Consider the following 26,830-nt stretch of genomic DNA (forward strand, 5'->3'; position numbering starts at 1 on the left):
TTCACAGAGTCAGAAGAGCGCGCCGCCGGCCACGGTCCCGTGCGCCTGGACCTCGGGCTCGACCTCGTCCAGCCGGGCCTTGATGTCGAGCAGCAGCGCCAGCTCCTCCTCGCTGAGCGAGCCGAAGACCTGCAGCTGCTCGTCGGTCAGCACGTCCACGGGGAAACCGGCGGCGGCCAGTACGGCGATCGTCCGGGGGTCGGGAGCGGTCATGGGTCGGGCGTCCTCTCGGTTCGGGAGTCCTGGCGCGCCAGCCGGGTGAACAGTTCGGTGGCCGCGTCCACGGTGTGCAGGGCGCTGACCGCCACGGCGGTCTCCTGCGCCTGGTCCAGCGGGAGTTCGTCGAGGATCCGGCCGAGTTCCGCGCTGTGGCCGGTGTCCAGCACCGCGTGGTGGCTGACGGTCTGGAAGGCCGCGCCGGGCAGCCCGGTGTCGGCGGCCAGCCGTTCGGCCAGCCACGGTGCGGGGGCGTTGTTCTCCAGCACGGTGATGTAGCCGAGCAGGGAGACGGGGTGGAAGTGCTCGACCCAGTAGTACTGGGGGCCGACCAGCCGGGCGACCACCGGTGGTGGCTGCTGCCGGAGCGGGCCGTGCGGATCGAGCCCGGCGGCGGCCAGGTCGGCCAGCAGCCAGTCGTCGTGGCCGCGTTCCTCCTCGATGTGCCGCGCCAGGTAGTCGGCGAGCGGCCCGGCCACCGGGTCGGCCGGCCCGAGTGCCGTACAGCGCCGGACGGCGAGCTCCATCAGCGGGACGGAGGCCCTGATCACCTCGTGCATGGTGCGCAGGTAGCGGCCGTACCGCTCGGTGAGCCCGTCGGGGCGCCAGAGTTCGGCCATCGCCGCGTTCAACGGCGGTGCGGCCAGGGCGAGTTTGAGGTGCAGCGCGCTGCTTCGGGTGATCACTGTGGGGCACCTCCGGGCGCCTCGGCGCCGAGGGTGACCAGCTCGGCGTAGCGCGGGCTGCCGAAGCGGCGGACCAGGGCGGCCGGGCCGGCGGCGCGCTGGGTGCGGGCCGACTGGAGGTCCAACAGCTCCCCGACCGGGCCGGAGCCGTCGCGTTCGGCGGCGGCCAGCACGCCGGGGCGCTCGGCGAGGGCCCGGCAGCCGCTGCAGTATCCGGAGCAGTCGGACAACTCGCCGTAGCGGGCGTACAGATGGGCCGGGCCGACCGCGCGGAGCATGCGCAGGGCAGGCGAGGCGAGCGACCGCCGACGGATCGCGCCCCAGCCGTCCCGGGAGACGTGGCCGAGCAGCAGGTGCGGGGGCACAGGCCGGCGGTCGACGGTGTCCTGGTTGCAGCAGGCCAGTACGGCGCCGTCCTGGGCCACCACCGGCCAGGCGGCCATCGCGCAGGGCAGCGGCCTGCCGTCGGGCCCCGGCGTGTTCGCCCCGGCGGCCCAGGCGGCGGCCCGGCCGACCGCGCGGAGCTCGTTGACCAGCATCGGTACCTGCCCGCCGAAGGTCCGCCGGACGTCCGCGGTCAGCTCGGCGAGGTACGGGTCCTCCGGCCCGGTGCCCGTGATGTGCAGGCTCACCGGGACGCCGTCGTCCAGGACGGCGCGCAGCGCCCGGAACACCTCGGCCCTGGGGATCTCGCGCTCGTGGAAGGCGTCGATGCTCGCCGAGAAGTGGTCGAGGGTCCTGATCGTCGCCCGGATCCGGGCCGGGATCCGCTCCTGGCGGGCGAAGAACATGCCGCTCAGCAGCGCCGTCCGGGCCCCGGAGGCGCGGGCGGCGGTGGCCAGCTCGGCCGCGAGCGCGGGGCGCAGCAGCGGCTCGCCGCCGGTGAGCAGCACCAGCTCGGGCCGGTCCTCGGGAGTGAAGGAGCCTACGAAGCGCAGCAGTTGCTCCCCGTCGGGATCGGTACCGCGCATCGTGGAGGAGGTCGAGCAGTGCGCGCAGCTCAGTGGGCAGCGCGGGGTGAGGGTGACCAGCAGCCCGGCGCACGGCACCGGGCGCAGCCCGACCAGCTCGGCCAGGTCCATCGGATCACCTCCCCTTCTGCCCAGCACCATCGCGGCGAAGGGTTCGGTACGGGTTCAGAGCCGCCCCGGATTCGGTACATCCGCAGCTCAGCGGGGTGATCGCGGGTGCCGTACGGGCCGTGGGGCGGCCGGGAACCGGCCTGCCGAGCGGCGCTGAGCTGGGCGTACACCGTCCCTGTACCGGAACCGAACCGTTCCCGTGGCGGCCCTTCCTAGCTTTCTCGGCGTCGGCGGGACGACCGCCGGCCCGACCCCGGTATGTGACCTGTGATTGGAGATCACCATGGCTGAGAACACCGAGCCCACCCGCGACGAGGCCGACGTTGTGGCGCACAGCGACGAGGACACCCCGTGGTGCGTGATCAACACCGGTACCACCAAGGCCGACGAGCCCGAGGTCGTGGCCCACAGCGACGAGGACACCCCGTGGTGCGTCATCAACACCGGTACCACCAAGGCGGATGAGGAGACCCCCGAGGTCGTCGCGCACACCGCTGACGAGGACACCCCCTGGTGCATCATCAACACCGGCACCAGCAACTGATCAGGACAGCTCACGGGGCCTGCCGCCCGGCGGCGGGCCCCGTCCCCTCCCTGCCCGCCGCCGCACCCCTCTGGAGGCATCAGTGCCCGCAACGCAGTCCGCACCCGAAGCCCACCGGAGCCGCCTGATCAAGGCGGAGGGCGGCGGTTGGTGGTTCCTCGGCGACGGCGGCTTCGCCCGGCTGCGGGCGGCCCAGGTCGGCCCGGACGGCACGCTGCTGCCCGGCGCCGAGCGCTACCTGCGCGAGAGCGGCCTGTACGACGCCAAGCCGTTCCGCTCGTACTCGCTGACCGTGCTGACCAGCACCGACTGCAACCTGGGCTGCGGCTACTGCTTCCAGAACACCGGGCAGGACCCGAAGGGCGGCAACCGGCCGCCGCGGATCAAGCACGCCCGCCTCACCTCGGAGATGATCGGCGAGGTCCTCGACTTCACCCGGGAGCGGATGACGGCGGCCGGCCTGGACCGGCTCTCGCTGATGCTGTTCGGCGGCGAGCCGCTGCTCAACCCGCGCGGAGCCCGGGAACTCCTGCGCCGCGCCGCCGACCTGGGCGAGCTGAACGCGAGCATGGTGTCCAACGGCACACTGCTCACCCCGCTGGTCGCCAAGGAGCTCAACGCGGCCGGCCTCGGCTCCGTCCAGATCACCTTCGACGGCGACCGGGAGGAGCACGACGCGATCCGGATCAGGCGCTCCGGCGGCGGCACCTTCGACGTGATCGTGAGCAACGTCGCCAAGGCGATGGCGGCCACCTCGCTCCGCTGGCACCTGCGGATAAACGTCTCGCACCTCAACCGGCACGGCATGGACGACCTGGTGGAACGCCTCGCCGCCACGCTCGACCCGGCCCGCTGCAGCCTGCAGTTCGCCCTGATCGGCGATGTGGGCGTCGGCTACGGCAACGACCTGGCGTACGGCAGCTCGCTCGCCGGGGACTTCACCCGCTGGCACGGCCGCGCGCTGGAGCTGGGCTTCGCCGTGTCCCGGCCCAAGCCCAACACCGGGTGCCAGGCCTGCTCGTTCAAGGACGGCCGGTACGGCGCCGTGGTCAACGCCGACGGGGTGCTGTCGAGCTGCTGGGAGACGGCCGGCCGGCCCGGCTGGGAGGTCGGCACACTCGCCGACGGCTACCTCTCCGCCGAGGAGACCGAGGGGCGCTGGATCGCCTGCGACGACCAGTACCAGCACGGGGAGCACGCGGCGGCGCTGGCCGCCTTTCAGGACCAGGTCGACGCATCCCTGCTCGACCGGTTGAACGCGGCCGGACGCCTCTGACGCCCGGCCTCTCTCGGAGGTGGACCATGGCTGAGTCCGGAGTGCTGCGCACCAACCGGGACTTCCGAAGGTTCTGGGTCGGCTCGGCGCTGTCGACGCTGGGCTCCCAGATGTCGCTGATCGCCTTCCCGCTCCTGGTGCTGTCGCTCGGCGGCGGCGCCGCGCAGGCCGGTCTGGTGGCCTCCTGCTCCCTGGTCACCAGGATGCTGTTCCGGCTGCCCGCAGGGCAGTTGGCGGACCGGATGGACCGGCGCAGGCTGATGCTCGGCGCCGACCTGGTCCGCCTGGTCACGGTCGGCAGCATCCCGCTGGCGGCCGGCCTCGGACACCTGGGGTACCCGCACCTACTGGTCGTTGCGGTGATCGAGGGGATCGCCACGGCCGTCTTCAGCCCGGCGAGCACCATCGCCGTCCGGGACGTGGTGCCCGAGGAGCAGCTGTCGGACGCGCTCGCCAAGGACCAGGCCGCGCTGGCCGCGGCCTCGCTGATCGGTCCCTTCCTCGGCGGCTGGCTGTTCACCGTCGACCGGATCCTGCCGTTCACCGCGGACGCCGCCTCGTACGCCGTCTCGGCCGTCCTGCTGCTGCGGATGGTCACCAAGCCCCCGCAGCCCGCCGAGGGTGAGAAGGCCGACAACAGCCCGACGGCAGGCCTGCGGTGGCTCGCCAGGCAACCGGCGCTGCTGCGCGCGCTGGCCTTCGGCGCACTGCTCAACCTGGTGGGCTCCTCGGCCGAGGTCGCCATGGTGGTCACCCTGCGCGGCAGCGGCACCGGGGGCACCTCGATCGGTCTGGTGATGGCCTGCGCCGGTGTCGGTGCGGTACTCGGCTCGCTGGCCGCACCCCAGGTGATGAAGCTGCTCAAGCCCGGGCAGCTGTTCCTGACCATCGGCGCGGTCTGGTCCGGGGGCCTGGCGGCGTTCGCGGTCACCCAGCAGCCCTGGGTGCTCGGGCCGCTGCTGGTGCTGCTCATCCTGCTCACCCCTCCGGCCGGGATCGTTGTCGGCCAGGCCCTGCTCAGCCAGTCCCCGCGCGAGCTGCTCGGCCGGGTGAGCACGGCCGCCAACCTGCTGATCGCCGGACTGGCCGCGCTCGGCCCGGTGGTGACCGGCGCCGCGCTGGAGGGTCTCGGGATTTCGCCGACCTGGCTGGTGCTGGCCGGCCTGATCGCCGCCGCCACGCTGGTCGCCGCGCTGCCGATGCTCCGGGACACCGGCCTGGCACCCGAGCGGCAGGAGCAGGAACGGTCGTCGGAGCCGGCCGCCGCCTAGTGGCTCCGCCAGTAGGCGAGGCAGCTGAGCCAGTTGCACGACCAGGGGCGCGAGGAACTGCGCGAGATCGGAAGGCAGCGGCCTGCAGCCTCCCGCTTCGCGCAGTTCTCCCCCAGCCTTCGGCCGGGAGGTGCCCCCACGCGCCCCCGGGATGCCCAATTGCGGCGAACTGCGCGACATCGGACGTACGAGGAGCCATGACCGGACCCGTCGAGTACCCGCCCGCCCCGCGCGCCGAGCTGGTCGAGGACCTGCACGGCCACCGGGTCGCCGACCCGTACCGCGCCCTGGAGGACCCCGCCGACCCGCGTACCGAAGCCTGGTCGGCCGCTCAGGACGAGCTCTACCGACAGGTGCGGGCGGGCTGGCCCGATCTCGGCCGACTCCGCGAGCGGGTCGGGGAGTTGCTCGACACCGGCTCCGTCTCGGCTCCGCTGGTGCACGGCGCCCGGAGCTTCCACACCCGCCAGGAGCCCGGCCAGGACCAGCCGGTGCTGGTGGTGGTCGAGGACGGCCGGGCCCGTACGCTGCTCGACCCGCAGGTCATCGACCCGACGGGCCGGACGGTACTCGACGAGTGGTCCGTGTCCCTCGAGGGTGAACGGGTGGCGGTCCAGACCTCGGTCGGCGGGACGGAGGACTCGGTGCTGCACGTCCTGGACGTGGCCACCGGCACCGTCCTGGACGGCCCGATCGACCGGCTGCGGCGCTCCTCGGTGGCCTGGCTGGCGGGCGGGGAGGCCTTCTCCTACGTCCGGCGCCTGCCGCCCGAGCTGAACCCCGGCGAGGAGCGTTACCACCGCCGGGTCTGGCTGCACCGGATCGGCACCGACCCGGCCGAAGACGTGCAGATCTTCGGCGAGGGCCGCGCCGCCAGCCAGTTCTACGCCGTGGCCACGGACGGCCGGCTGCTCACGGTCACCGCCACGGCCGGAGCCTCGCCGCGCACCGACATCTGGGTCGCCGACCTCGCCGACCACACCGGGGGCAGCCCGGAACGCCCGCTGCTGCGCCCTGTCCAGGAGGGCGTGGACGCCCGGACCGCCGCGTACCCGCGCGGCGGTGCGCTCTACCTGCGCACCCAGCGCGAGGCACCGCGCGGCCGGGTCGAGCTGGTCGACGGCGCGAGGCGACGCGTACTCGTCCCGGAGGACCCGGAGGCGGTGCTGGAGGACTTCGCCGTCCTGGACGGCCCCGAGCTGCCCCGCCCGCTCGCCCTGGTCACCCGGACCAGGCACGCGCTCAGCGAGATCACCGTCCACGACCTGGCCACCGGTGAGCGGCTCGGCGAGGTCCGGTTGCCCGGCAGCGGCACGGTCGGGCGGCTGCGCGTCCGGTCCGAGCCCGGCCACGAGGCCTGGTTCGGGTACAGCGACCACGTCACGCCGTCCCGGGTGCTGCACTTCGACGGCCGGACCGGCCGCACCGAGCCCTGGGCGTCCCCGGCCAGGACGCCGGCGTCCGGGGTGAAGACCTGTCAGCTGGTCTACCGCTCCCACGACGGCACCCCGGTGCGGATGTTCGTGATCTCCCCGACCGGCCGGCCGGACCGGCCGCGCCCCACCGTGCTCAGCGGCTACGGCGGCTTCGGCGCCTCGATCGTCCCGGGGTACGCGGCGCAGGCGCTGGCCTGGGCCGAGGCCGGCGGCGTGTACGCCTTCGCCTGCCTGCGCGGCGGCGGGGAGGAGGGCGAGGAGTGGCACCGGGCCGGTCGGCGCGAGCGCAAGCAGAACACCTTCGACGATCTCGACGCGGCGGCCGACCACCTGGTGGCCGAGGGCTGGGCGGACCGGGAGCGGCTCGGGCTGGTCGGCAGCTCCAACGGCGGGCTGACGGTGGCCGCCGCCCTCACCCAGCACCCGGAGAAGTACGCGGCCGTGGCCTGCGTCGCTCCGCTGCTCGACATGGTGCGCTACGAGCTCTCCGGGATGGGGCCGAGCTGGCGGGACGAGTACGGAAGTGCCGAGGAGCCGGGCGAGTTGGCGACGCTGCTCGGGTACTCGCCGTACCACGCGGTGCGCCCCGGCGTCCGGTACCCGGCGGTGCTGTTCGGCGTGGCGGACGGGGACACCCGGGTCGATCCGCTGCACGCCCGCAAGATGTGCGCGGCGCTTCAGGACGCCTCCGCCGGCGAGGGCCCCGTCCTGCTGCGGCGGGAGTCGGGCGTGGGGCACGGGGTGCGCGGTGTCGAGGCCACGGCGGGGCTCTTCGCCGAGCTGTTGGCGTTTCTCTTCGACCGGCTGGGGATGCCGAACTGACGGATCGTCGGGAAATCCGATCGCTTGTCCGGTTTGCGACTCCGGGTGTGTTGCTGCATGCAGCATGCTGCACCGGGCCTGCCCTTGGCTCGCGTGCCGCTTGAGCGGCAGTCTTCAGGTGTCAGGGGAATCCCGGGGCAAACCCGGTCGATTCCACCGGATCCGACCCAAGGGGAGCAAATGAAGCGAGCCCGTGCTCTGACCGTGGTGATCGCCGGCACCTTCGCCTTCGGCGCACTGCCCCTCGCGGCCGCTCACGCCGCCTCCGGTGGTGCAGCTCCCGAGGCCCACGCCAAGGCCCGTGCCGAAGCGGGCGTCGAGGCCGGTGCGTTCCGCCTCGGGAAGCCCGTGCTGCCCGCGCTGGACACCGCCTGGGGCCACTGACGGCCATCATGCACCGATCGAAGGACCCGGGGCCGGCCGTGCTCGGCGGCCTCCTGTGCGGCCTGGTCAGCGGGCTGGCCCTGGCGCTGGCCGTGACGCTGCTGCGGGACGGGCGACGCCGCATCCATCTGCGCCGGGCCCGCGAGGTGCTGGCGGAGCCGGCCCGGCTCCCGTACCAGCCCTGGCCGTAGCCGATCCGGACGTGCCGGCGAGAAGCCCCGCGCGGAGCGGCCTCGCGGCCGGTCCGGTTCCCTGATCCGAAGGGGCAGCCGAGATGCTGGACGATGTACAGACCCTGCGGGTACCGCCGCTGCCGGGCGCCCGCCCCGGCACCGCCGTCCGGTTCCGGATCCTCGGCGAGCTGGCGGTGGAGATCGACGGCGGGCCTCTGCCGCTCGGCCCGGTCAAGCAGCGGCTGGTGCTTGCCGCGCTGCTCTGCCGCCCCAACACCACCGTCTCCACCGACCTGCTGACCGAGGCGGTCTGGGGCGACGAACCGCCCAGGTCGGCCCGCAAGAACCTGCAGGCCTACGTCTCCGCACTGCGCAAGCTGCTGGGCCGGGCCGGCGGCCAGGAACGCCTGGTGCACCAGTCGGCGGGCTACGTCCTGCGGGTGGGCCCGGCCGAGCTCGACCTGCTGCGCTTCGAGGAGCTGGCCCGGGCGGGCCGGCAGGCCGTCCGCCTCGGCGCCGGCGCGCACGCGGCCCGGCTGCTCCGCGAGGCGCTGGACCTGTGGAGCGGCCCGCTGCTGGCGGATCTGGCGCACAGCGAGGTGATCCGGCAGGAGGCGGACCGGTACGCGACCCGTCGGCTGGCCGTCCACGAGGACTGGGCCGAGGTGGAGTTGGAGCTGGGCCATGCGCCGGCCGTCGCCGAGTCGCTGGCCGAGGTGCTCCGCGAGCACCCGATGCGCGAGCGGCTGTGCGCCGCCCAGATGACCGCGCTCTACCGCTCCGGGCGGCAGTCCGAGGCCCTGGCCGCCTACGACGACCTGCGGCAGCTGCTGGCCCGCCAGCTCGGCCTGCGGGTCAGCCCGGCGCTGGAGGCCCTGTACCGCTCGATGCTGGACGGCCGCGACGGGCGTGACGGCCGTGACGAGGCCGGGCCGCCCGCCCAGCCGGCCCGCCAGGAGCGCCCCTGCACCGTCCTGCCCACCGATCTGCCCGACTTCACCGGCCGCGCGGAGCAGGTACGGGAGCTGCAGGAGGCGCTCTCCGGGGAGGGCCGGCTGGTCGTGCTGAGCGGCCCGGTCGGCGTCGGCAAGACCACCCTGGCCGTCCATGTCGCCCACCGGCTGCGCCAGCAGTACCCGGACGGCCGGCTGACCGTACGGCTGCGCCGGGAGGACGGCTCGCCCCGGCACCCGAGTTCCGTACTGGCCGAGCTCTGCCGGGTCACCGGCCTGCTGGGCGCCGTGCCGGAGGACGAGGAGGAGGCCGCCGCGGTCTGGCGCTCCTGGCTGACCGGCCGCCGGGTGCTGGTCGTGCTCGACGACGCACCGGACGAGGCCAGCATCCGCCACCTGCTGCCCGGCGCGGGCGCGGGCTCGGTGCTGGTCACCAGCCGGAGCAGACTGGCCGGGCTCGGGCCCCTGCACCGCCTGGAGCTCGGGCCGTACGCGCTGGACGAGGCGGTCGAGCTGCTCGCCCGGATCGCCGGCGACGGCCGGGTGCCGGCGGACCGCTCCTCCGCCGAGCGGATCGTCACGGCGATCGGCCTGCTGCCACTGGCCGTCCGGGTGAGCGGGACCAAGCTCGCGGTGCTGCGCCGGCTGACACCGGCCGAGTACGCCGACCGGCTGGAGCGGAGCCCTTCGCTGCTGGACGAGCTGGCGGCAGGTGACCTCGCGGTGCGCTCCCGCCTGGCGGGCTGGTGGCGTGAGCTCCCCGAGGTGGTACGGGCGGTGCTGCGCTGCCTGGGCCGGCTGCCGGGGCCGCTGTTCACCCTGGCGGAGGCGATGGCCGCGCTGGGCTGCGGCGAGCAGGTGGCCCTGCGGGTGGTGGAGAGCCTGATCGAGGTGTGCGTGCTGAGCTGCCCGATCGGCGAGGTGTCGGCGCATGTCGCGCTGTACGAGATCCCGCTGCTGGCCCAGGTCTACGCGCGTGAACAGGCCGATGGTGAGCGCCTGTTGGGCTAGCCGTGTTTCCGCAGCGTACCGGCCGGATGAATGATGATCGATTCTCCTGATGTGCAGGTAAAGGGATAGTCGAATCTTCGACCTGCCCATTGTTGACCTGCTCACGCCTGCCCTAGCGTCAGCGCCGGATCCCAGTCGATTGCGGCGGCCTGATCGCCCGCTGCCTCGGCCTGCCCGGCTGCCGACGCTCACCAGCGCCTGTGCGGCTGTCCTCCCCACAAGCACAGCCCCTCGGTTCACCGGCCACAGGAGGCAGTTCGTTGCGTACCCCCACCATGCCCGCGTCCACCCGCCGGACCGTTCTGGCGCTCGCGGGCACCGCCGCCCTCGCCCTCTCCAGCTTCGCCGCCGCCGCCCCCGCAGGCGCCAGCGCCACCCCCACCGTCTACTCCAAGGGCGGCACGTCCTGGGTGAAGGCCTGCGACACCCTGGCCAAGGGCGACACGATGTCGTGCAAGGCCCTCAAGGTCACCAGCACCGCCCAGAAGGTCAACGCGCTCGGCGTCACCCCCAACGCCACGCCGTCCGGCTTCGGCCCGAGCGACCTGCTCAGCGCGTACAACCTGGCCGCCAACGGCGGTGCGGGGCAGACCATCGCGATCGTCGACGCGTACGACGACCCCAGCGCCGAGTCGGACATGGCGGTCTACCGCGCCCAGTACGGCCTGCCGGCCTGCACCACCGCCAACGGCTGCTTCAAGAAGGTCAACCAGACCGGCGGGACCAAGCTGCCGCGCGCCAACAGCGGCTGGGCGGGCGAGATATCGCTCGACCTGGACATGGTCTCGGCGATCGCCCCGAACGCGAAGATCATCCTGGTCGAGGCGAGCAGCGCGTCCATGACCAACCTCGGCACCTCGGTGAACACCGCCGTCAGCCTCGGCGCCAAGTTCGTCTCCAACAGCTACGGCGGCGGCGAGTCCTCCTCGGACACCAGCTACGACACCTCGTACTTCAACCACCCGGGCGTCGCCATCACGGTCAGCTCCGGTGACGGGGCGTACGGCGTGGAGTACCCGGCGGCGTCCAAGTACGTCACCGCGGTCGGCGGCACCGCCCTCAAGCGCGACTCCAGCAGCCGCGGCTGGAGCGAGTCGGTCTGGTACACCAACAGCACCGAGGGCGCCGGCTCCGGCTGCTCCGCGTACGACGCCAAGCCCACCTGGCAGAAGGACACCGGCTGCGCCAAGCGCACCGTCGCCGACGTCTCGGCGGTGGCCGACCCGGCCACCGGCGTCGCGGTCTACCAGACCTACGGCGGCAGCGGCTGGGCGGTCTACGGCGGCACCAGCGCCTCCGCGCCGATCATCGCGGGCGTGTACGCGCTGGCCGGCACCCCTTCTGCCGGCAGCACCCCGGCGTCCTTCCCGTACGCCCACACCGGCTCGCTGAACGACGTGACCACGGGCTCGAACGGCACCTGCTCGCCGTCCTACCTCTGCACGGCCGGTACCGGCTACGACGGCCCGACCGGTCTCGGCACCCCGAACGGAACCGCCGCCTTCGCCGGCTGATCCGATGCTGAGGGCCCGTCCGTCTGGGGGCGGGCCCTCACCCTTTCGCCGCATACCGGGTGCCCTGCCCCGGAGGTCCACGCAGGCTGGTGACGATCTGTGACCAGCCGGTGAGACGAGGTGGCCCGTGGGCAGTGTGGCCGAGCAGATGGTGGAGGTCCTCCGGCAGGCCGGGGTGGAGCGGGTCTACGGGGTCGTGGGCGACAGCCTGAACCCGGTGGTGGACGCCATCCGCCGCACCGACGGCATCTCCTGGGTGCACGTCCGCAACGAGGAGGCCGGCGCCTTCGCGGCCGCCGCCGACGCCGAACTGACCGGGAGCCTCGCGGTCTGCGCCGGCTCCTGCGGTCCGGGCAACACCCACCTGATCCAGGGGCTCTACGACGCCCAGCGCAGCGGGGTGCCGGTGCTGGCCCTGGCTTCACACATCCCGTCCGGGCAGATCGGTACCGGCTTCTTCCAGGAGACCCACCCCGAGCGGGTCTTCACCGACTGCAGCAGCTTCTGCGAGATGGTCAACACCCCCGCCCAGCTCCCGCGCCTGTTGAGGGTCGCGGTGCAGCACGCGCTCGGCGCGGGCGGCGTCTCGGTGCTGGTCTTCCCCGGCGACGTCGCCGCCCTCCCGGCCGCAGGACCGACCGGGACGAGCCACTTCCTGACCGAACAGGCCCATGCCGCACCGCCCTGGTCACAGGTGCAGGCGATGGGCGCGGCACTCAACGCGGCCTCCAGCGTGGCCCTGTTCTGCGGCGCCGGGGTGCGCGGCGCCCATGCCGAGGTGATGGAGCTGGCGGGGCGGGTGCTGGCTCCGGTCGGGCACTCGCTGCGCGGCAAGGAGTGGATCCAGTACGACAACCCGTACGACGTCGGCATGAGCGGCCTGCTCGGCTACGGTGCCTGCCACGAGGCACTGCACCAGGCCGAGTTGGTGGTGCTGCTCGGCACCGATTTCCCGTACGACTCCTTCCTGCCGCAGGCCCGTACGATCCAGGTCGACCACGACGCGACCCGGCTCGGCCGCCGCACACCGCTCGAACTCGCCGTGCACGGCGACGTGTCGGCCACCCTGCGGGCGGTGCTCCCGCTGCTGGAGCAGAAGCAGGACCGCAGCTTCCTGGACGAGCTGTTGAACAAGCACTGCCGGGCGCTGGAGGACGTGGTCGGCGCGTACACCAGGAACATCGAGAAGCACCTGCCGATCCACCCCGAGTACCTGGCCTCGGTGCTGGACGAACTCGCGGCCGACGATGCGGTGTTCACGGTGGACACCGGCATGTGCAACGTCTGGGCGGCCCGCTACCTCACCCCGAACGGCAGGCGCCGCGTGATCGGCTCCTTCCTGCACGGCTCGATGGCCAACGCGCTGCCGCACGCGATCGGCGCCCAACTCGGCTTCCCCGGGCGGCAGGTGATCTCGATGTCCGGGGACGGCGGGATCGGCATGCTGCTGGGCGAGCTGCTGACGGTCGCCAAGTACCGGCTGCCGGTGAAGACGGTGGTCTTCAACAACGGCGCACTCGGCATGATCAAGCTGGAGATGCTGGTCAGCGGCTACCCGGAGGCGGAGATCGACAACGGGGACGTGGACTACGCGGCGATCGCCCGCGCGATGGGCATCCAGGCGAAGCGGGTGACCGACCCGGCGAAGGTGCGCGAGGTACTGGCGGAGGCGCTGGAGCGGCCCGGGCCGGTGCTGGTGGACGTGGTCACCGACCCCAATGCGCTCTCCATCCCCCCGCGCATCACGGCGGCCCAGCTCAAGGGCTTCGCACTGGCGGCGGGGAAGACCGTCCTGTCGGGCGGGGTGGGCAGGATGATCGACCTGGCGCGGAGCAATCTGCGCAACATCCCGCGGCCCTGAGGCCGAGGTAATTTGCCTCTGAGGCACATTTCTTGCCTGACGGGCACGGCGGGTGTGCACTGGTGCCATGACTGACGACCAGGAGGTCACGGGCCTCGGCGCCCGCCTGCGCGAGCAGCGGCTGGAGAGCCGGCTCACGCTGGAGACGGCCGCCGGCCGGGTGGGCCTCTCACCAGCGTATCTGTCCCGCCTGGAGACCGGCCGACGGCAGCCCTCGCTGCCGGTGCTGCTGGGGCTGGCCAGGGCGTACGGCACCACGGTCTCCGGGCTGCTCGGCGAGGTGCCGTCCCGGCCCGATCCGGTCGTCCGGGGCGGCGCGATCGAACCGGGACGGGCCGGCGGCTGGGGCTACCGGCGGGCCGGCGCACCCGGGCGGGCCATGCAGGCGCTGCACGTCCAGGTGCCGCCGGGCCTGCAGGACACGGTGGTCCGCGTGCACCCCGGCGAGGAGTGGCTGTACGTCACCCGGGGACGCCTGCGGCTCACCCTCGGCGAGCAGGTCCACCTGCTGGACGAAGGCGACTCCGCCCACTTCGACTCGCTCACCCCGCACTGCATCGCGGCCGACTCCGGCGACGGCGTCGAACTGCTCTTCCTGCACACCCTGCTGCAGAGCCCCGGCGGCGAACTCTGCCTGGGCGCACCCCACCGAGAGGAGGCCCTCGATGGCCAAGGTCACCACTGACGCCGGAAAGCCCACGGAGCACCGCGTGTGGATCCGGGCGGTCATCTACATCGCGGTCACCCACGCCTTCGCGGGCTTCGTGGTGCTGCTCTTCGCCCTCGGCGGGCGAGGCTAGCGTCGGGCTCAGCAGCCACTGGGGCGCCGTCGCCCGCCGCGTCGGGATTGCGCGAGCCGATGACCACGTCCAGGCCCGCCCGAGCGAATGCCCCGGCCAGGCTTCCGCCGACCTTGCCCGTACCGATGACCGCAATGCTCATGGTGCTCGCCCTTCCTGGCGCTCCGTCATTTCCGCTCTAGACGCGCCTGGTGGACCGGGGCATTCCCGTTGTCAGAGGCTGACCAGTGTGCACAGCGCGTCGAGGGCTCCCGCGAAGGCGCGGTCCGGCGGTGTGCCGTACCCGATCACCAGCGCGGGAGGCGCGTCCGGCGCGGGCCCGGCGGAGGCCGCGCGGCAGTCGGACATGGTGTTCACGGCCAGCCCCAGCCACCCCGCCTGGCGGAGCAGCTCCTCCTCGCTGAGCGAGCCGGGCGGTAGTTGCAGCACCGCGTGCAGTCCGGCCGCGATCCCGGTCACCCGGACCAGCGGGGCACGCTCGGCCAGGGCCGCGACCAGCTGGTCGCGGCGCCGTCGGTAGTGCAGCCGGCAGCGCCGGACGTGCCGGTCGAAGCCGCCCGAGGTGATCAGCTCGGCCAGCGTCAGCTGCTCGAACGCGCCCGACTGCCCGTCGGCCAGCTCCTTCTGCCGTACCACCGGCTCGACCAGGGCGGCGGGCAGGGCGAGCCAGCCCAGCCGTAGCCCCGGTGCCAGGCTCTTGCTCGCGGTGCCGGCGTACACCACGCGTTCCGGGTCGAGCGCCTGCATGGCGCCGACCGGTTGGCGGTCGTAGCGGAACTCCCCGTCGTAGTCGTCCTCGACGATCACCCCGCCGGTCTCCCTGGCCCAGGCCGCCGCGGCCGCCCGGCGCGCAGCCCGCAGCGGTACGCCGGTCGGGAACTGGTGGGCCGAGGTCAGCACGACCGCACCCACCCCCGAGCCGCTCAGCAGCTCGGTCCGTGCTCCGTCCTGGTCCAGCGGCAGCGCCACCGTCTCCAGGCCGACGGCCGTGATCACCCGATGCTGTGGCGGCAGCCCGTACTCCTCCACCGCGACGGTCCGCACGCCCTGCTCGCGCAGAGCGCCGCAGAGCAGGCCGAGGCCCTGGGTGTAGCCCGCGCAGATCAGGATCCGCCCTGGGTCGGTCCGCACCCCGCGCACCCGGGCGAGGTACTCGGCCAGAGCGCGGCGCAGTTCGATCCGGCCGCGCGGGTCCGAGTACCCGAAGGCCTCGTGCGGCGCCACGGTCAGTGCCCGGCGGGAGGCGGCCAGCCAGGCGGACCGCGGGAAGAGCGAGACATCCGGCCGGCCCGGCATCAGGTCGAAGCGGACGGCGGGCGTCCGCAGCAGGCCGGCCGTCGCCGGGACGGCGGACGGCGTGCCGCGCTCGGCCACCACCGTGCCGGAGCCCTGGCGGGCCGTCAGCCAGCCCTCCGCCGTGAGCTGCGCGTACGCCTCCGCGACGGTGTTCCTGGCGATGCCCAAGTCCCCCGAGAGGGCGCGTGAGGAGGGCAGCCGGGTGCCCGGTGGCAGCCGTCCGTCGCGGGCCGCCGAGCGCAGCGCGTCCTCCAGGGCGGCCCGCAGCCCGAGACCGCGAGCCCGCCCGGCGGACAGGTCCAGGTGCAGGTCGCCACCGAAAGTGGCCCAGGATTCCATCTCCCAAATGAACCATACGGCCGGGCCATTGTGCATCTACGGTTGAGCACATGACGACGAACGCGAACGATCTGGTCCCCGCCCCCGAGCAGCGCATCTCCCTCCCCGAGCAGGCGCCCGAGTGGTACCGCGCCATGATCAGGCTGGACGGGGCCGCCCGGCCCGCCGTCGACCCGGTCATCGGCGAACTGGTCCGGATCCACGCCTCGGCGATCAACGGCTGCGCCCACTGCCTGGACATGCACACCACCGACGCCCGCAAGGGCGGGGAGCAGGAGCACCGGATCTACGCCCTGCCGGCCTGGCGCGAGACGCCGTACTTCACCGCCCGTGAGCGGGCGGCGCTGGCCCTCACCGAGGCGATCACCCTGATCACCAAGGGGCATGTGCCGGACGAGGTCTACGACGAGGCGGCCAAGCAGTTCGACCCCCAGGAGCTGGCCCAGCTGATCGCCGTGATCATCTCCATCAACTCCTGGAACCGGATCGCCATCACCTCCCGGCTGAGCCCGGCCCCCAAGCAGAACTGACGCACCGTCCCCGTCCGAAATCCGCCAGATCCCGCCCGCCCCGGACTGACAGGCTCTCACCATGACGACTCAGCAGGACAAGGCCCGCCTCTTCCACGAGCTGCACTCCCCCGGCACCCCGCTGGTGCTGGCCAACGTCTGGGACGCCGCGAGCGCCCGGCTGGTGGCGGCCGCCGGTGCCCCGGCGATCGCCACCGCCAGCGCCAGCGTCTCCTGGAGCCTCGGCGCCCAGGACGGCGGCGGGCTCGACCGGGATCGGGCACTGGCCCGGACCGCCCTGATCGCGCGCTCGGTCGACCTGCCCGTCACGGCGGACCTGGAGAGCGGCTTCGCGGACACCCCGGCCGGGGTGGGCGAGACCATCACCGAACTGCTCGCCACCGGTGCCGTCGGCGTCAACCTGGAGGACGGGCTGCACGGCGGTCCGCACGCGCTGCGGCCTGTCGACGAGGCGGCCGAACGGATCGCCGCAGCCAGGGCGGCGGCCGACAGGGCGGGCGTGCCGCTCTTCCTCAACGCCCGTACGGACGTCTTCCTGCTGGGCATCGGCGAGCCCGCCGGACGCCTCGACGAGGCGGTGTCCCGCGCCCGGGCCTTCGTCGAGGCCGGGGCGAGCGGCATCTTCGTGCCCGGCGTGGTCGACGCCCCGACCGTCGCGGCACTCGTCGAGGCGCTGCCCGTGCCGCTCAACGTGCTGGCCTGGCCGGGCGCCCCGACCGTCCCCCAGCTGGCCGAGCTCGGCGTGGCCCGGGTCAGCCTCGGCCCCGGGCCGGCCAAGGTCGCGTACGCGGCGGTGAAGCGGGCGGCCGAGGAGGTCTACGCGACCGGTACGTACGAGGCGCTGGCCGGCGGGCTGGACTACTTCGAGCTGAACGGTCTCTTCGAGAGCTGACCCCTCCGGACAGGTCCCCGACAAACTTTCGGTCAAGTTCTGGCGCTGCCGTACCGGCGGGCCCGGATATGTGGTCGAGTCTCCCCGGCCCTGCTGCCAACAACCCGTGGCAGCGGGGCAATTGGTCAATGACGACTGGGGAGGAACTGTTGTCTGCACCAACCCGGACCAGACGATGGCTCACGATCTGTGCCATCGCGGCAACCATGGGCCTGATCGGCGCACCCGCCGGTGCCGCCGCGGGCTCAGGAGCGGCATCGCCCTTCGGAGCAGGGAAGTTGGCGGCGAAGGCGAAGGCCCACCTGGGCGGTGGCTTCCGCGCGGCGGTGGCGGCGGGAGGCGAGGGCGAGGGGGAGGCCGACGAGATCCAGGAAGGCGCCGACCAGCGCGCCGAGGCCCGGACCTCGCCCGGAATCGTCGCACCCGGCGCCTTCGCGGCGGCCTGGGCGCAGCTGAAGGCCCTGCCGCAGGCGGGCGGGGAGTGGAAGCACCTCACCGGCCTGCCGTACGACTCGGACGACCCCCGCTACCGGGACGTCTCCTCCAACTCCAGTGCGGGGATGGGGAAGGTCACCGGCCGGATGGCGGCCGTCGCCGCGGACGACCAGGGCCATGTGTACGCGGGCAGCGCGGGCGGCGGCGTCTGGCGTTCCTCCACCGGCGGCGGCCACTGGCAGCCGATCAGCGATCGACTGCCCACCCAGGCCACCGGTGCGCTCGCGCTCGACGGGCACGGACGGCTCTGGCTGGGCACCGGCGAGTCGACCACCAACGCCGACGGCTACCTGGGTGCCGGGGTCTTCGTCCTGGCGAACCCGGCCGACGGCCAGTTCGGCGAGCGCAGCCGGGTCGGTGGCGCCGAGCTGGACAGCACCAGCATCCACGCCATCCGCTTCGGCGGCGACAAGGCGTGGGCGGCCACCAGCAAGGGCGTGTGGAGTCACTCCCTGGCCGACCTCTCGGGCCCGTGGACGCTGGAGTTCGCGCCCAACCCCGACTACCTGCACGGTGGTGCGAAGGCCGCCGACCCCAGCGCCCCGTACAAGAACATCACCAGCGACATCGCCGTCGACCCGCGCGATCCGTCCAAGGTGGTCGTCGCGGTGGGCTGGCGCAGCGGCGACAGCTACAACGGCTTCTACACCGAGGTGGAGGGCAGTTGGCAGCGGATCGCCTCGCTCGGTGACCTGCCCACCGGTGCCGGGGACGTCGGCAGCGTGACCTTCGCCCGATCGGCGGACGGCTCGCGCTACTACGCGATCGACCAGTCGCCGCAGCAGCAGGCCACCGACCCGAACAGCGCGCTGGCCGGCATCTACGTCTCCAAGTCGGGCTCCCCGCTGGGGCCCTGGACGCGGATAGCCGACTACCGGAAGCTCGCCGCCGCCGGCTCGGGCCTCCAGCAGGAGGGCGACCTGCCGGGCCTCCAGGCCTGGTACGACCAGTCGCTCCAGGTCGACCCCACCAACCCGGACCACGTCTACGCCGGGCTGGAGGAGATCTTCGAGACCTCCGACGGCGGCGCCGGGTGGAAGGCCGTCGGCCCGTACTGGAACTTCAACTTCAGTTGCTGGAGCATCGATCCGGCCAAGCAGAGCGGCGACTGCCCGCAGACCACCCACCCCGATCAGCACGGCCTCGCGGTCGGCAGCTACCGCGGCAGGTCGTACCTGGTCGCCGGCAACGACGGCGGCGTCTACCGCCGCCCGCTGGTCGGGCAGACCGACGCGAGCGGGCACGCCACCGACTGGACGTCCCTCAACGACGGCACCATCGACACCCTGCAGTACTACTCCGTGGGGATCGGCAAGGACCCGTCCGGCCACGGCGTGGCCGTCAACGGAGGCCTGCAGGACAACGGGCAGTCCGTCCTGCGCAGCCGCGACCGGGTGATGGGCTCCAACTTCGGCGGTGACGGCGGCGACACCCTCACCGACCCGGCCAACGGCTGCAACATCGCCCAGGAGTACGTCTACCTGGCCGTGAACGTCACCCAGAACTGTGCGGTCAACGACGGCAGCTGGCTTGCCGACCCGGCCAAGGCCACCTCCTTCAGCGTCGCCCCGCCGGACAACGCGCTCGGCGGCGCGGGCGCCCGCTTCATCGCGCCGCTCGCGTCCGACATCAAGAACGGCAAGGTCTGGATCGCCGGGGGCCGGCACGTCTGGGTGCAGTCCCAGGGCTACGCCATCCGCTCCGGCGACGCCTGGAGCAGCGCCTACGATCTCGGCGCGGGCCACGTCTCGACGGCCGTCGCGGCCTCCGGCGGCAAGGTGTACGCGGCCTGGTGCGGCCCCTGCAACAACCAGGGCTTCACCCGCGGCATCGCGGTCGGCAACGCCGACGGCACCGGCTGGCAGCAGCTCACCCTGCCCGCCGACGGCGTCGTGCCCAACCGCTACCTCAACGGGCTGACCATCGACCCGGCCGACTCCGCGCACGTCTTCCTGGCGGTCAACGGCTTCTCCCGGCACTGGACGGAAGGCCCGGGCGCGGGCATCGGCCATGTCTTCGAGACCCGAGACTCGGGCGCGCACTGGACGGACGTCTCGGCGAACCTGCCGGACGTCCCGGCCGACTCCCTGGTGGTGACCCCGGGCGGCGGCCTGGCCCTGGCCACCGACCTCGGCGTGCTCTACCGGCCGGCCGGCCGCACCGGCTGGCAGCGTCTCGGCGAACTCCCCGCCGTCGCCGTCGACCAGCTCAAGCTCGGCCCCGACGGCCGCCTCTACGCGGCCACCCACGGCCGAGGCCTCTGGGGCATGTCCCTCGACGACTGAGCAGCCACAGCAGGGGCTCGGGGCACTGCGCGACCAGCCCTCTACGGAGGTGCATGGTTGGCAGCGCAGTTCCCCGAGCCCCTGGGGTGCCCAGGTGCGTACGGTTCAGTGCAGGCGTATGCGCAAGGTGCGGACGCTGTTGCTGACGAAGGAGCCGATCGGCTCCGGGGTGTGGCCTTCAGCGAGCGCGAGCTTCGGGAAGCGGCCGAACAGCCCGCGCAGCGCGGTCTCGGCCTCCAGCCGGGCCAGCCCGGCGCCCAGGCAGAAGTGCGGGCCGTGGCCGAGCGAGAGGTGCCGGGCGGGCTGCCGGGAGAGGTCGAAGCGGTCCGCGTCCGGGTAGTGCCCGGCGTCCCGCCCGGCGGCGCCGTACGAGGCCAGCAGTGCCTCGCCCCGCCGGATCAGTACGCCGCCGACCTCGATGTCCTCGCTCGCGTACCGCAGCGGGAACTGGCCGACCGGGGAGTCGTACCTGAGCGTCTCCTCGACCACCGCCGACCAGGGGTAGGTGCCGTCCAGCACCTGCTGCAGCTGCTCGGGGTGGGCCAGCAGGGCCCGGACGGCGTTGGTGATCAGGTTGAGCGTGGTCTCGTGCCCGGCCACCAGCATCAGCAGCAGGGTGCCGACCAGCTCCTGCTCGCTCAGCCGGTCGCCCTCCGCGCGGGCCGCGATCAGGTCGGTGGTCAGGTCGTCGCCCGGCTCCGCCCGCTTGGCCTCGACCACCGAGCCCAGCAGCGCGAAGAGGCCGCGCTGGGCGGCGACCGCCGCCTTGGGCGTCGCGGAGCTGCTCACCAGGGTGTTGGAGAGCGCGTGCAGCTCGTCCTGCTGCGACAGCGCCAGCCCCAGCAGCTCACCGATCACCTGCATCGGCAGCGGATAGGCGAAGTGCTCCCGGAGGTCGAACTCGCCCTCCAGTCCGGCCACCCGGTCGAGCAGCGTGGCGGTGAGGGCCTCGACCCGGGGCTGCAGCTCGGTGATCCGGCGCGGGGTGAAGGCCTGGGTGACCAGTCCGCGCAGCCGCCGGTGGTCCTCGCCGTCGGCGGTGGTCATGCCGGGTACCGTGACGAAGTTCAGCAGCGGCCAACCCTCGGGCAGGCGGCCCTCGTTGAAGGTGTTCCAGAGTCGGGCGTTCTTGCCCACCCGGGGGTCGTTCAGCAGCTGCTGGAGGGTGTCGTGGTGGGTTATCGCCCAGACCACCACCCCGCCAGGGAGTTCCACCAGGACCGCCGGGCCGGCTTCCCGGAGGCGGGCGTTCTCGGTGTGCTGGTCGCGTCCGAAGGGGTCGAGCCGGAGGGGGACGAGCCGCTCGGAGGTGAGACTGCCGGAGGTGTCCATGACGGCCTTTCGGGTGCGGGGGTGCGCGGCGGGGTGAAGGCGCTGTAGAGCACCGGCAGGGCGACCAGCGCCCGTGACCACGGGGACGGGCGCCAGGCCAGCTCATGGCCGGGGACGGCGAGTTGGAGGTCCGGCAGCCGGTGCAGCAGGGTCTCCACGGCCGTCTCGACGATCAGCCGGGCCGGGTGCTGGGCCGGGCAGACGTGCCGCCCGGCGCCCCAGGCCAGGTGCGCCCGGTTGCCGCCGACGCCGTCAGCTCCCTGCACCGCCGGGTCGGCGTTGGCGGCGGCCAGGCCGAGGACCAGCATGTCGCCCGCGTTGATGTACTGGCCGCCGAGCACGGTGTCGCCGGTGGCCCAGCGGCCGGGGAAGTTCTGGGTCGGCGGGTCGCGCCAGAGGACCTCCTCCAGCGCGTCGGCGACGGTCAGCCGGCCGCCGGTCAGGGTGGCCCGGAAGCGGCGGTCGGTGAGCAGCAGCCGCAGCGTGTTGCCCGTCCAGTTGATGGTGGTCTCGTTGCCCGCGACCAGGATCACCACCAGGTGGTGCACCGCCTCCTCGTCGGTCAGCCCGGCGGGGTGCGCCAGCAGCCAGGAGGTCAGGTCGGCGCCGGGCGCGGCGCGGCGCTGCCGGACCAGGTCGAGCAGGATCGCCTGGAACTCGGCGTTGGCCCGCACGGACTTCTCGCTGCTGTCCACGAAGTGGCTGATCAGCTCGATCAGGTGCGGCCCCGCCTCGGCGGGCAGCCCGAGCAGCTGGGTGAAGACCAGCAGCGGCAGCCGGCGCGCGTACTGGGCGACCAGGTCGGCCGTGCCGTCCGGGCCCCAGCTGTCGATCAGGAGGTCGGCGGCGGTCTCGGTGGTCTGCCGCAGCTGCCGGTGGTCGATCCGGGCGAGGGTGTCGGCGACCGCGCCGCGCAGGCGCTGGTGCTCGGCGCCGTCCAGGTTGAGCAGCGTCGGCCGCCACGAGGTCATCGGCAGCAGGCGCGAGTCGGACTTCAGCCGGCCCTCCTGCGGGACCCGCCAGCGGCGGGAGTCCTTGGAGAAGAGCTGTTCGTTGCGGGTGAGTTCGAGCAGCTCGGCGTAGCCGAGCACCAGCCAGGCCTCGACCCCGGGCTCCAGCTCGATCGGGGCGACGGCGCCGTGATGCTCGCGCATCCTGGCGTACAGCCCGTGCGGGTCCTCCGACACCGAGGCGCCGTACAGCGGGGTGACGCCGGCGGTGACACCGGCGCCCTGGTGCATCGGGCAGCCGGGCGGCGGAACGGTTGCCGCCTCGGGCTTGGGAGTTGTCATCGTTGGAGCTCCAGGACCGAGGTCGAGTGCAGGTGGTCGACGAAGTCGATCAGGACGTCGTACGCGGCCCGGCGGTCCCGGGCGTCGCAGGTCAGGATCGGCACCTCGGGCAGCAGGTCGAGCGCGGCCCGCAGTTCCTCGTCCGGGTGGCTCGGGGTGTCGGGGAAGACGTTGACGGCGACCGCGAAGGGGATCTGCTGCTCCTCCAACTGCCCCAGCACGTCGAAGCTCTCCTCGATCCGGCGGGTGTCCACCAGGACGAGCGCGCCGAGTGCGCCGCGCGAGAGGTCCTCCCAGAGCGGCCAGAACCGCTGCTGACCCGGCGTGCCGAAGAGGTAGAGGGCCAGCCTGGGGTTGAGGGTGATCCGGCCGAAGTCGAGCGCCACCGTGGTGGTGGTCTTGCCGACCCGGCCGGTGAGGTCGTCCACGCCCGCGCCGGCCGCGGTCATGGTCTCCTCGGTGCGCAGCGGGGCGATCTCGCTGAGCGAGCCGACCAGGGTGGTCTTGCCCACCCCGAACGGGCCGGTCACCAGGATCTTCACCGCGCCCTGCACGGTCGACGGCAGGTAGTCGGGCTCAGCGGAGTTGGCGGAGGCCAAGGAGTACCTCCTCCAGGAGGGTGGCGGGCAGGCGCTCGGCCCGCGGGACGGGTGGGACGACGTGGACGGCGCCGAGGTCCCAGAGGTCGCCGATCAGCACCTTGACCACGCCGAGCGGCAGGCTCAGGTGGGCGGAGATCTCCGCGACCGAGAGCAGGTCCCGGCACAGCGTCAGAATCCGCTGGTGCTCGCGGTTGAGCTCGTGGTCGACCAGCTCGGCCGTCCCGGTGGCGCTGACCAGGCTCTCCAGCGCCAGCACGTTCCGGCTCGGCCGGCTGCGGCCGCCGGTGATCACGTACGGCCGTACCGGGCCGCTGCTCAACGGAGCTCCCCGGCGACCTGCTCCACCCGGGGAGGACTGGTCAGGTGGGCCCCGATCCGCTCGACCAGCACCTGCATCTGGTACGCCACCAGCCCGGCGTCCACGGCCTCGCCGGTCACCACGGCCAGGTGCGCCCCGGCGCCCGCGGCCACGATGAACAGGTAGCCGCCGCCGTACTCGATGATGATCTGACGGGTGCTGCTGTGCCGCCCGCCGAAGCCCTGTGCCACTCCCCGGGCCAGCGACTGCAGCCCGGAGCAGGCGGCCGCCAGGCGCTCGGCGTCCTCGCGGGCGATCCGCTCGCTGCGGCCGATCTCCAGGCCGTCGTTGGACACCACGACGGCGTGCTGGACCTCGGGGACGGTGACGATGTCGGCGAGCAGCCAGCCGAGGTCAGGATTCGGGGTCATGGAAGTCTCCGGAGCGCTGGGGAAGGTGGGGAGAAGCGGGGTCCTGCGGGTGGTGCTTCGCGGCCGAGCGGCCGCTGGCGGTGCCGGCCTGGAACAGCGACATGAAGGCCTGCGCCTCCCGGGCGGAACGCGGCGGCACGGGGGTGCCGGCCGTGGCAGGGGTGCCGGGGGTGCCGACGGCGCCGGCGGGCCGGGCGTCGGTGGCCGCGCCCCGCCGGTTGGTACGCCGCGGCAGCCCGGCCGACGGCGGCTGCGGCCTGGGTGCAGGCGCCTGCTCCACGGCGGGAGCCGTCCTGGCGGGCTGGACCGCGGCCGGGGCCAGACGCTCGACCGGCGTCGCGGCACCGGAGTTCGGCAGCGGTTCGGTGAGCAGCGCGGTCGGCAGCAGGATGACGACCCGCACGCCGCCGTACGGCGAGGGTGCCGAGCTGAGGGTGACCCGGAAGCCGTACTGCTCGGCCAGCCGTCCGACCGCCGCGAGGCCCAACTGCGGCACCTCGCCCAGCCGGGAGACCTCCAGGGTGGAGCCGCCGGCCAGCGCCTCGGCGGCCTTCTCCACCGCGTACTCGGGCATGCCGACGCCGCCGTCGTCGATCTCGATGACGGCGCCGTTGTGGACCGGCATCACGGTGACGAAGACCTGCGTGTTGGGGGGCGAGTAGCGGGTGGCGTTGTCGAGGAGCTCGGCGATGGCGTGAATCAGCGCCTCGGCGGCCGCACCGACCACGGCGGTCTCGATCCGGCTGCGCACCACCACCCGCTGGAACGGCAGGATGCGCGACTGGGCACCCCGCACCACGTCCTCCAGGGCGACCGGTTCGGGCCAGTGGCGTCCGGCCCTGGCCCCGCAGAGCACGGCCAGCGTCTGGGCCAGCCGGGCCTGTTGGGCGGCGGCGTGGTCGGCCTTGAGCAGGCCCTCCAGCAGGGCCGGGTCGTCGTGGGTGCGCTCCATCTCGTCCAGCCCGGCCTGCTGGTCGTGGGCCATCACCAGGATGCGGCGGGCGACGCTCAGGAAGGCGCGCTGGGTGGAGGCGTTGAGGTCCTGCTCGCGCTGGATGGCGGCGCTCTCGGTGCTCCGGCGGGTGGTCTCGGCCTGCAGGCGGCCGTTCAGCTCCTCGAGCTCCTGCTGCTGTGTGTCGAGCCTCGACCGCAGGGTGCGGGTGACCGCGCGGTACCGGGCGGCGGCCACCAATGCGAGGACGGCGAGTACGCCGACTGCCGTTCCGCACCACTGAGTCATCGTCACGCCGGAATTCTAGGGTGATGATCCTACGTAAGTGTGAACGGTTCTGACGTTCTGTGACCTGATCCCGTCAAAATTCGCGTAGCAGACCTTAACGTTTCCTTAGAACTTCCAGGTAGAACCTGTGTCCACCCCGGGCCCGCCCCAATTCGGCCTACTGGTGGGTAGTTTCAGCCTGTGGACGAGCTGCGGTGCGGGGCGCACCCGCGGTCAGGCCCCCGCACCGAGGCGCCGGACCACCACCAGCGTCCGGTCGTCCGAGATGTTCCGGCCGACCGTCCCGAGCAGCTCCGCCGCCGGGTCGGCCGCCCCGCCGTACCGGAGCAGCGGGGTGGCCGCGGCGAGCAGCCGGCCGATCCCCTTGTCGATGTCCTCGCCGGGCACCTCCACCAGTCCGTCGCTGTAGAGCAGCAGCGAGTCGCCGAGCGCCAGCTGCCCGGTAGCCGCCGGGTACGCCGCCCCGGACAGCACGCCGAGAGCCGCGCCGCTCTCCTCGCGGAGCTGCCAGTCGCCGCCCTCCGCGCGCCGGTAGTGGGCGGCCGGCGGATGCCCGGCGTTGAAGATCCGGAACCTTCCGCTGGACGGGTGCAGTGCCAGATGGACGGCGGTGGCGAACTCCTCGTCCCAGCCGAGCCTCGCGAGGTACTCGTTGGCCTTGGGGAGGAAGGACTCCGGCTGGACCGAGCCGAGCAGCATCGCGAAGGCCCCGGACAGGTGCATCGAGCGGGCCGCCGCCCGGCTGCCCTTGCCCGAGACGTCGACCAGCACGACCTCCAGCAGGTCCCGGTCGGGCCGGTGCGAGGCGAGCAGGAAGTCACCGGAGAAGAAGGTCCCGCCGGCGGGGGCGACGGCCCGGTGGAGGCGCCAGTCCAGCAGCCCGTCCGGGAGCCGCCCCAGCGCCCGGGTGCGCTCCGAGAGCTCCAGCAGCATGCTGTCGCCCCGGGTGCCGCGCAGCCCGAGCCGGCTCCGGTAGCGCGAGGTCAGCAGCACGATGGCGGCCGCCGCGGCCACCACGGTGGCCGAGCCCGGGGTCAGCCCGTACGGCCTTCGGTACAGCGCGTCGGCGACCAGCCCGAGGGTGACCGGGGCCAGCAGGATGAGCTGCAGCCCGGTGTGCAGGACGAAGCCGGCCAGGATCAGCGGGAGGGCCAGGGCGGAGGGCGGGCAGGCGGTCGGGAACGCGATCGAGAGGCAGTCCAGCAGCACGGTCAGGGTGATCAGCAGGCCCAGTGCCGTCCGCTCGGCGGCCGGATCGCCGTCCAGCAGCCTGCTCACCCAGCGCCCGGCCCGTCCGCGCCGCAGTCGCCCGCCCAGCCGTCGGGCCACCGTGGTGACTGCGGGCACGTCGACCTCCGCCGAGACTCGGGCCAGGCCGCTGACCGTCCGTTAGGTCAGGCCAATCTAACGTCGAACGCCGGAACGGGCACGGCTGTCGCCTCCACCCGGAGCTGCGCCACCGGCCGTCGCCCTACTGGCCGTCGCTCTCGCCGTACGGCTCCTGGGCACGGGCCGGCACGGGGCGCAGCGAGCGCAGACCGCGGACCACCGCGAAGGCGCGGCGGACGGTGGCGGCGAGGCCGGTGGCGGGCGGCGCGACGGTCGGCACCGGGGCCTCGGCGGGGGTGCGCTGGCCCGGGATGCCGGCGGCGGACCGGGTGCTCTGCGCGGTCTGCGTCATCTGCCCACATCTCTCGTTCGGGTGGCGCCCTGCGGCTGACGGGGCGTGGGGCGCCGGAGCGCCCGGAGGGTATCCGTACCCAGGCCGA

At 73.3% G+C, this 26,830-nt stretch carries 27 protein-coding genes; 14 read left to right on the top strand and 13 right to left on the bottom strand.

Going from position 1 to position 26,830, the window contains the following annotated elements; translation table 11 throughout:
- Positions 1-9: 9 nt before the first annotated feature.
- Genes FB465_RS19415 through FB465_RS19425 form a run of 3 tightly spaced genes read right to left on the bottom strand, consistent with a single transcriptional unit; the run spans position 10 to position 1,984 of the window.
- Entirely contained in the window at positions 10-213 is a 204-nt protein-coding gene (locus FB465_RS19415; RefSeq protein WP_145792324.1) for an aroma-sacti cluster domain-containing protein, read from the bottom strand.
- Positions 210-902 (bottom strand): iron-containing redox enzyme family protein, encoded by a 693-nt coding sequence (locus FB465_RS19420; protein ID WP_425461191.1) that lies wholly within the window; start codon positions 900-902, stop codon positions 210-212. Before FB465_RS19420 ends, FB465_RS19415 begins: the two co-directional genes overlap by 4 nt.
- Positions 899-1,984 (bottom strand): radical SAM family protein, encoded by a 1,086-nt coding sequence (locus tag FB465_RS19425; RefSeq protein ID WP_145792326.1) that lies wholly within the window; start codon positions 1,982-1,984, stop codon positions 899-901. Before FB465_RS19425 ends, FB465_RS19420 begins: the two co-directional genes overlap by 4 nt.
- A 283-nt stretch (positions 1,985-2,267) precedes the next feature.
- Between FB465_RS19425 and FB465_RS19430 the strand changes: the two genes are divergently transcribed.
- The 11 genes from FB465_RS19430 (at position 2,268) to FB465_RS35900 (ending at position 14,029) form a co-directional block, all read left to right on the top strand.
- On the top strand, positions 2,268-2,528 hold the full coding sequence (locus FB465_RS19430) for a hypothetical protein (protein WP_145792327.1): 261 nt from the start codon (positions 2,268-2,270) through the stop codon (positions 2,526-2,528).
- A gap of 82 nt (positions 2,529-2,610) precedes the next feature.
- Positions 2,611-3,804 (top strand): radical SAM protein, encoded by a 1,194-nt coding sequence (locus FB465_RS19435; RefSeq protein WP_246192731.1) that lies wholly within the window; start codon positions 2,611-2,613, stop codon positions 3,802-3,804.
- Between the two features lie 26 nt (positions 3,805-3,830).
- Positions 3,831-5,075, top strand: coding sequence for an MFS transporter (locus tag FB465_RS19440; protein WP_145792331.1), 1,245 nt, complete (start codon positions 3,831-3,833; stop codon positions 5,073-5,075).
- A 197-nt stretch (positions 5,076-5,272) separates the two neighbouring features.
- Entirely contained in the window at positions 5,273-7,333 is a 2,061-nt protein-coding gene (locus FB465_RS19445) for a prolyl oligopeptidase family serine peptidase (protein WP_145792333.1), read from the top strand.
- 180 nt (positions 7,334-7,513) lie between these two features.
- Complete coding sequence (locus tag FB465_RS19450) at positions 7,514-7,717, top strand: hypothetical protein (protein WP_145792335.1); 204 nt, start codon at positions 7,514-7,516, stop codon at positions 7,715-7,717.
- Between the two features lie 8 nt (positions 7,718-7,725).
- Positions 7,726-7,908 (top strand): hypothetical protein, encoded by a 183-nt coding sequence (locus tag FB465_RS19455; protein WP_145792336.1) that lies wholly within the window; start codon positions 7,726-7,728, stop codon positions 7,906-7,908.
- Positions 7,909-7,991: 83 nt separating this feature from the next.
- Complete coding sequence (locus FB465_RS19460; protein ID WP_145792338.1) at positions 7,992-9,854, top strand: AfsR/SARP family transcriptional regulator; 1,863 nt, start codon at positions 7,992-7,994, stop codon at positions 9,852-9,854.
- 275 nt (positions 9,855-10,129) lie between these two features.
- Entirely contained in the window at positions 10,130-11,368 is a 1,239-nt protein-coding gene (locus FB465_RS19465; protein ID WP_145797447.1) for a S53 family peptidase, read from the top strand.
- Between the two features lie 148 nt (positions 11,369-11,516).
- Positions 11,517-13,229 (top strand): pyruvate dehydrogenase, encoded by a 1,713-nt coding sequence (locus tag FB465_RS19470; RefSeq protein ID WP_145797448.1) that lies wholly within the window; start codon positions 11,517-11,519, stop codon positions 13,227-13,229.
- 67 nt (positions 13,230-13,296) lie between these two features.
- Positions 13,297-13,914: a helix-turn-helix domain-containing protein gene (locus FB465_RS19475; RefSeq protein WP_145792339.1), complete on the top strand. Its 618-nt coding sequence runs from the start codon at positions 13,297-13,299 to the stop codon at positions 13,912-13,914.
- On the top strand, positions 13,895-14,029 hold the full coding sequence (locus FB465_RS35900) for a DUF6126 family protein (protein WP_170290437.1): 135 nt from the start codon (positions 13,895-13,897) through the stop codon (positions 14,027-14,029). The genes FB465_RS19475 and FB465_RS35900 overlap by 20 nt, the downstream gene beginning before the upstream one ends.
- Here the strand turns inward: FB465_RS35900 and FB465_RS19480 are convergent.
- Entirely contained in the window at positions 13,971-14,171 is a 201-nt protein-coding gene (locus FB465_RS19480) for an NAD(P)-binding domain-containing protein (protein ID WP_145792341.1), read from the bottom strand. The two genes, FB465_RS35900 and FB465_RS19480, sit on opposite strands and share 59 nt — an antisense overlap.
- Positions 14,172-14,242: 71 nt before the next feature.
- A complete protein-coding gene (pdxR, locus tag FB465_RS19485) occupies positions 14,243-15,664 on the bottom strand; it encodes a MocR-like pyridoxine biosynthesis transcription factor PdxR (RefSeq protein WP_145792343.1) in 1,422 nt (473 codons plus the stop codon).
- A gap of 50 nt (positions 15,665-15,714) precedes the next feature.
- Here pdxR and FB465_RS19490 point away from each other — a divergent pair, with 50 nt between their 5' ends.
- The 3 genes from FB465_RS19490 (at position 15,715) to FB465_RS19500 (ending at position 19,866) form a co-directional block, all read left to right on the top strand.
- A complete protein-coding gene (locus FB465_RS19490; protein WP_145792344.1) occupies positions 15,715-16,194 on the top strand; it encodes a carboxymuconolactone decarboxylase family protein in 480 nt (159 codons plus the stop codon).
- Positions 16,195-16,255: 61 nt separating this feature from the next.
- The gene (locus tag FB465_RS19495; RefSeq protein ID WP_145792346.1) at positions 16,256-17,086 is read left to right on the top strand and encodes an isocitrate lyase/PEP mutase family protein; all 831 of its coding nucleotides are present in this window, start codon (positions 16,256-16,258) and stop codon (positions 17,084-17,086) included.
- Between the two features lie 149 nt (positions 17,087-17,235).
- Positions 17,236-19,866 (top strand): beta propeller repeat protein, encoded by a 2,631-nt coding sequence (locus FB465_RS19500; RefSeq protein ID WP_145792348.1) that lies wholly within the window; start codon positions 17,236-17,238, stop codon positions 19,864-19,866.
- A gap of 105 nt (positions 19,867-19,971) precedes the next feature.
- Here the strand turns inward: FB465_RS19500 and FB465_RS19505 are convergent, their stop codons facing one another.
- The 8 genes from FB465_RS19505 to FB465_RS19540 all read right to left on the bottom strand — a co-directional run bounded on the left by FB465_RS19505 (position 19,972) and on the right by FB465_RS19540 (position 26,742).
- On the bottom strand, positions 19,972-21,081 hold the full coding sequence (locus tag FB465_RS19505) for a cytochrome P450 family protein (protein WP_246192732.1): 1,110 nt from the start codon (positions 21,079-21,081) through the stop codon (positions 19,972-19,974).
- Positions 21,045-22,490 carry a cytochrome P450 gene (locus tag FB465_RS37040; RefSeq protein WP_246192733.1) on the bottom strand — a complete coding sequence of 482 codons (1,446 nt, stop codon included), beginning with the start codon at positions 22,488-22,490 and terminating at the stop codon, positions 21,045-21,047. Before FB465_RS37040 ends, FB465_RS19505 begins: the two co-directional genes overlap by 37 nt.
- On the bottom strand, positions 22,487-23,089 hold the full coding sequence (locus tag FB465_RS19515; RefSeq protein WP_145792351.1) for a GTP-binding protein: 603 nt from the start codon (positions 23,087-23,089) through the stop codon (positions 22,487-22,489). Before FB465_RS19515 ends, FB465_RS37040 begins: the two co-directional genes overlap by 4 nt.
- The gene (locus FB465_RS19520) at positions 23,067-23,411 is read right to left on the bottom strand and encodes a DUF742 domain-containing protein (RefSeq protein ID WP_145792353.1); all 345 of its coding nucleotides are present in this window, start codon (positions 23,409-23,411) and stop codon (positions 23,067-23,069) included. The genes FB465_RS19515 and FB465_RS19520 overlap by 23 nt, the downstream gene beginning before the upstream one ends.
- Positions 23,408-23,821, bottom strand: coding sequence for a roadblock/LC7 domain-containing protein (locus FB465_RS19525; RefSeq protein WP_145792355.1), 414 nt, complete (start codon positions 23,819-23,821; stop codon positions 23,408-23,410). The genes FB465_RS19520 and FB465_RS19525 overlap by 4 nt, the downstream gene beginning before the upstream one ends.
- Positions 23,805-25,061, bottom strand: coding sequence for an ATP-binding protein (locus FB465_RS19530; RefSeq protein WP_246193254.1), 1,257 nt, complete (start codon positions 25,059-25,061; stop codon positions 23,805-23,807). The genes FB465_RS19525 and FB465_RS19530 overlap by 17 nt, the downstream gene beginning before the upstream one ends.
- A 213-nt stretch (positions 25,062-25,274) precedes the next feature.
- Positions 25,275-26,408 (bottom strand): PP2C family protein-serine/threonine phosphatase, encoded by a 1,134-nt coding sequence (locus tag FB465_RS19535; protein WP_145792358.1) that lies wholly within the window; start codon positions 26,406-26,408, stop codon positions 25,275-25,277.
- Positions 26,409-26,532: 124 nt separating this feature from the next.
- A complete protein-coding gene (locus tag FB465_RS19540; protein WP_145792360.1) occupies positions 26,533-26,742 on the bottom strand; it encodes a hypothetical protein in 210 nt (69 codons plus the stop codon).
- Positions 26,743-26,830: the final 88 nt, after the last annotated feature.

The organism is Kitasatospora atroaurantiaca (assembly GCF_007828955.1).
GTDB classification, from domain to species: Bacteria; Actinomycetota; Actinomycetes; order Streptomycetales; family Streptomycetaceae; genus Kitasatospora; species Kitasatospora atroaurantiaca.

Bases quoted from the DNA above. Each gene is read 5' to 3' on its own strand.
- FB465_RS19525 (WP_145792355.1), bottom strand. From the start codon at position 23,821: ATGACCCCGAATCCTGACCTCGGCTGGCTGCTCGCCGACATCGTCACC.
- FB465_RS19415 (WP_145792324.1), bottom strand. From the start codon at position 213: ATGACCGCTCCCGACCCCCGGACGATCGCCGTACTGGCCGCCGCCGGT.
- FB465_RS19470 (WP_145797448.1), top strand. From the start codon at position 11,517: ATGGTGGAGGTCCTCCGGCAGGCCGGGGTGGAGCGGGTCTACGGGGTC.
- FB465_RS19495 (WP_145792346.1), top strand. From the start codon at position 16,256: ATGACGACTCAGCAGGACAAGGCCCGCCTCTTCCACGAGCTGCACTCC.
- FB465_RS35900 (WP_170290437.1), top strand. From the start codon at position 13,895: ATGGCCAAGGTCACCACTGACGCCGGAAAGCCCACGGAGCACCGCGTG.
- FB465_RS19430 (WP_145792327.1), top strand. From the start codon at position 2,268: ATGGCTGAGAACACCGAGCCCACCCGCGACGAGGCCGACGTTGTGGCG.
- FB465_RS19440 (WP_145792331.1), top strand. From the start codon at position 3,831: ATGGCTGAGTCCGGAGTGCTGCGCACCAACCGGGACTTCCGAAGGTTC.
- FB465_RS19445 (WP_145792333.1), top strand. From the start codon at position 5,273: ATGACCGGACCCGTCGAGTACCCGCCCGCCCCGCGCGCCGAGCTGGTC.
- FB465_RS19460 (WP_145792338.1), top strand. From the start codon at position 7,992: ATGCTGGACGATGTACAGACCCTGCGGGTACCGCCGCTGCCGGGCGCC.
- FB465_RS19425 (WP_145792326.1), bottom strand. From the start codon at position 1,984: ATGGACCTGGCCGAGCTGGTCGGGCTGCGCCCGGTGCCGTGCGCCGGG.
- FB465_RS19475 (WP_145792339.1), top strand. From the start codon at position 13,297: ATGACTGACGACCAGGAGGTCACGGGCCTCGGCGCCCGCCTGCGCGAG.
- FB465_RS19480 (WP_145792341.1), bottom strand. From the start codon at position 14,171: ATGAGCATTGCGGTCATCGGTACGGGCAAGGTCGGCGGAAGCCTGGCC.
- FB465_RS37040 (WP_246192733.1), bottom strand. From the start codon at position 22,490: ATGACAACTCCCAAGCCCGAGGCGGCAACCGTTCCGCCGCCCGGCTGC.
- FB465_RS19490 (WP_145792344.1), top strand. From the start codon at position 15,715: ATGACGACGAACGCGAACGATCTGGTCCCCGCCCCCGAGCAGCGCATC.
- FB465_RS19455 (WP_145792336.1), top strand. From the start codon at position 7,726: ATGCACCGATCGAAGGACCCGGGGCCGGCCGTGCTCGGCGGCCTCCTG.
- FB465_RS19540 (WP_145792360.1), bottom strand. From the start codon at position 26,742: ATGACGCAGACCGCGCAGAGCACCCGGTCCGCCGCCGGCATCCCGGGC.
- FB465_RS19450 (WP_145792335.1), top strand. From the start codon at position 7,514: ATGAAGCGAGCCCGTGCTCTGACCGTGGTGATCGCCGGCACCTTCGCC.
- FB465_RS19465 (WP_145797447.1), top strand. From the start codon at position 10,130: ATGCCCGCGTCCACCCGCCGGACCGTTCTGGCGCTCGCGGGCACCGCC.
- FB465_RS19530 (WP_246193254.1), bottom strand. From the start codon at position 25,061: ATGACTCAGTGGTGCGGAACGGCAGTCGGCGTACTCGCCGTCCTCGCA.
- pdxR (WP_145792343.1), bottom strand. From the start codon at position 15,664: ATGGAATCCTGGGCCACTTTCGGTGGCGACCTGCACCTGGACCTGTCC.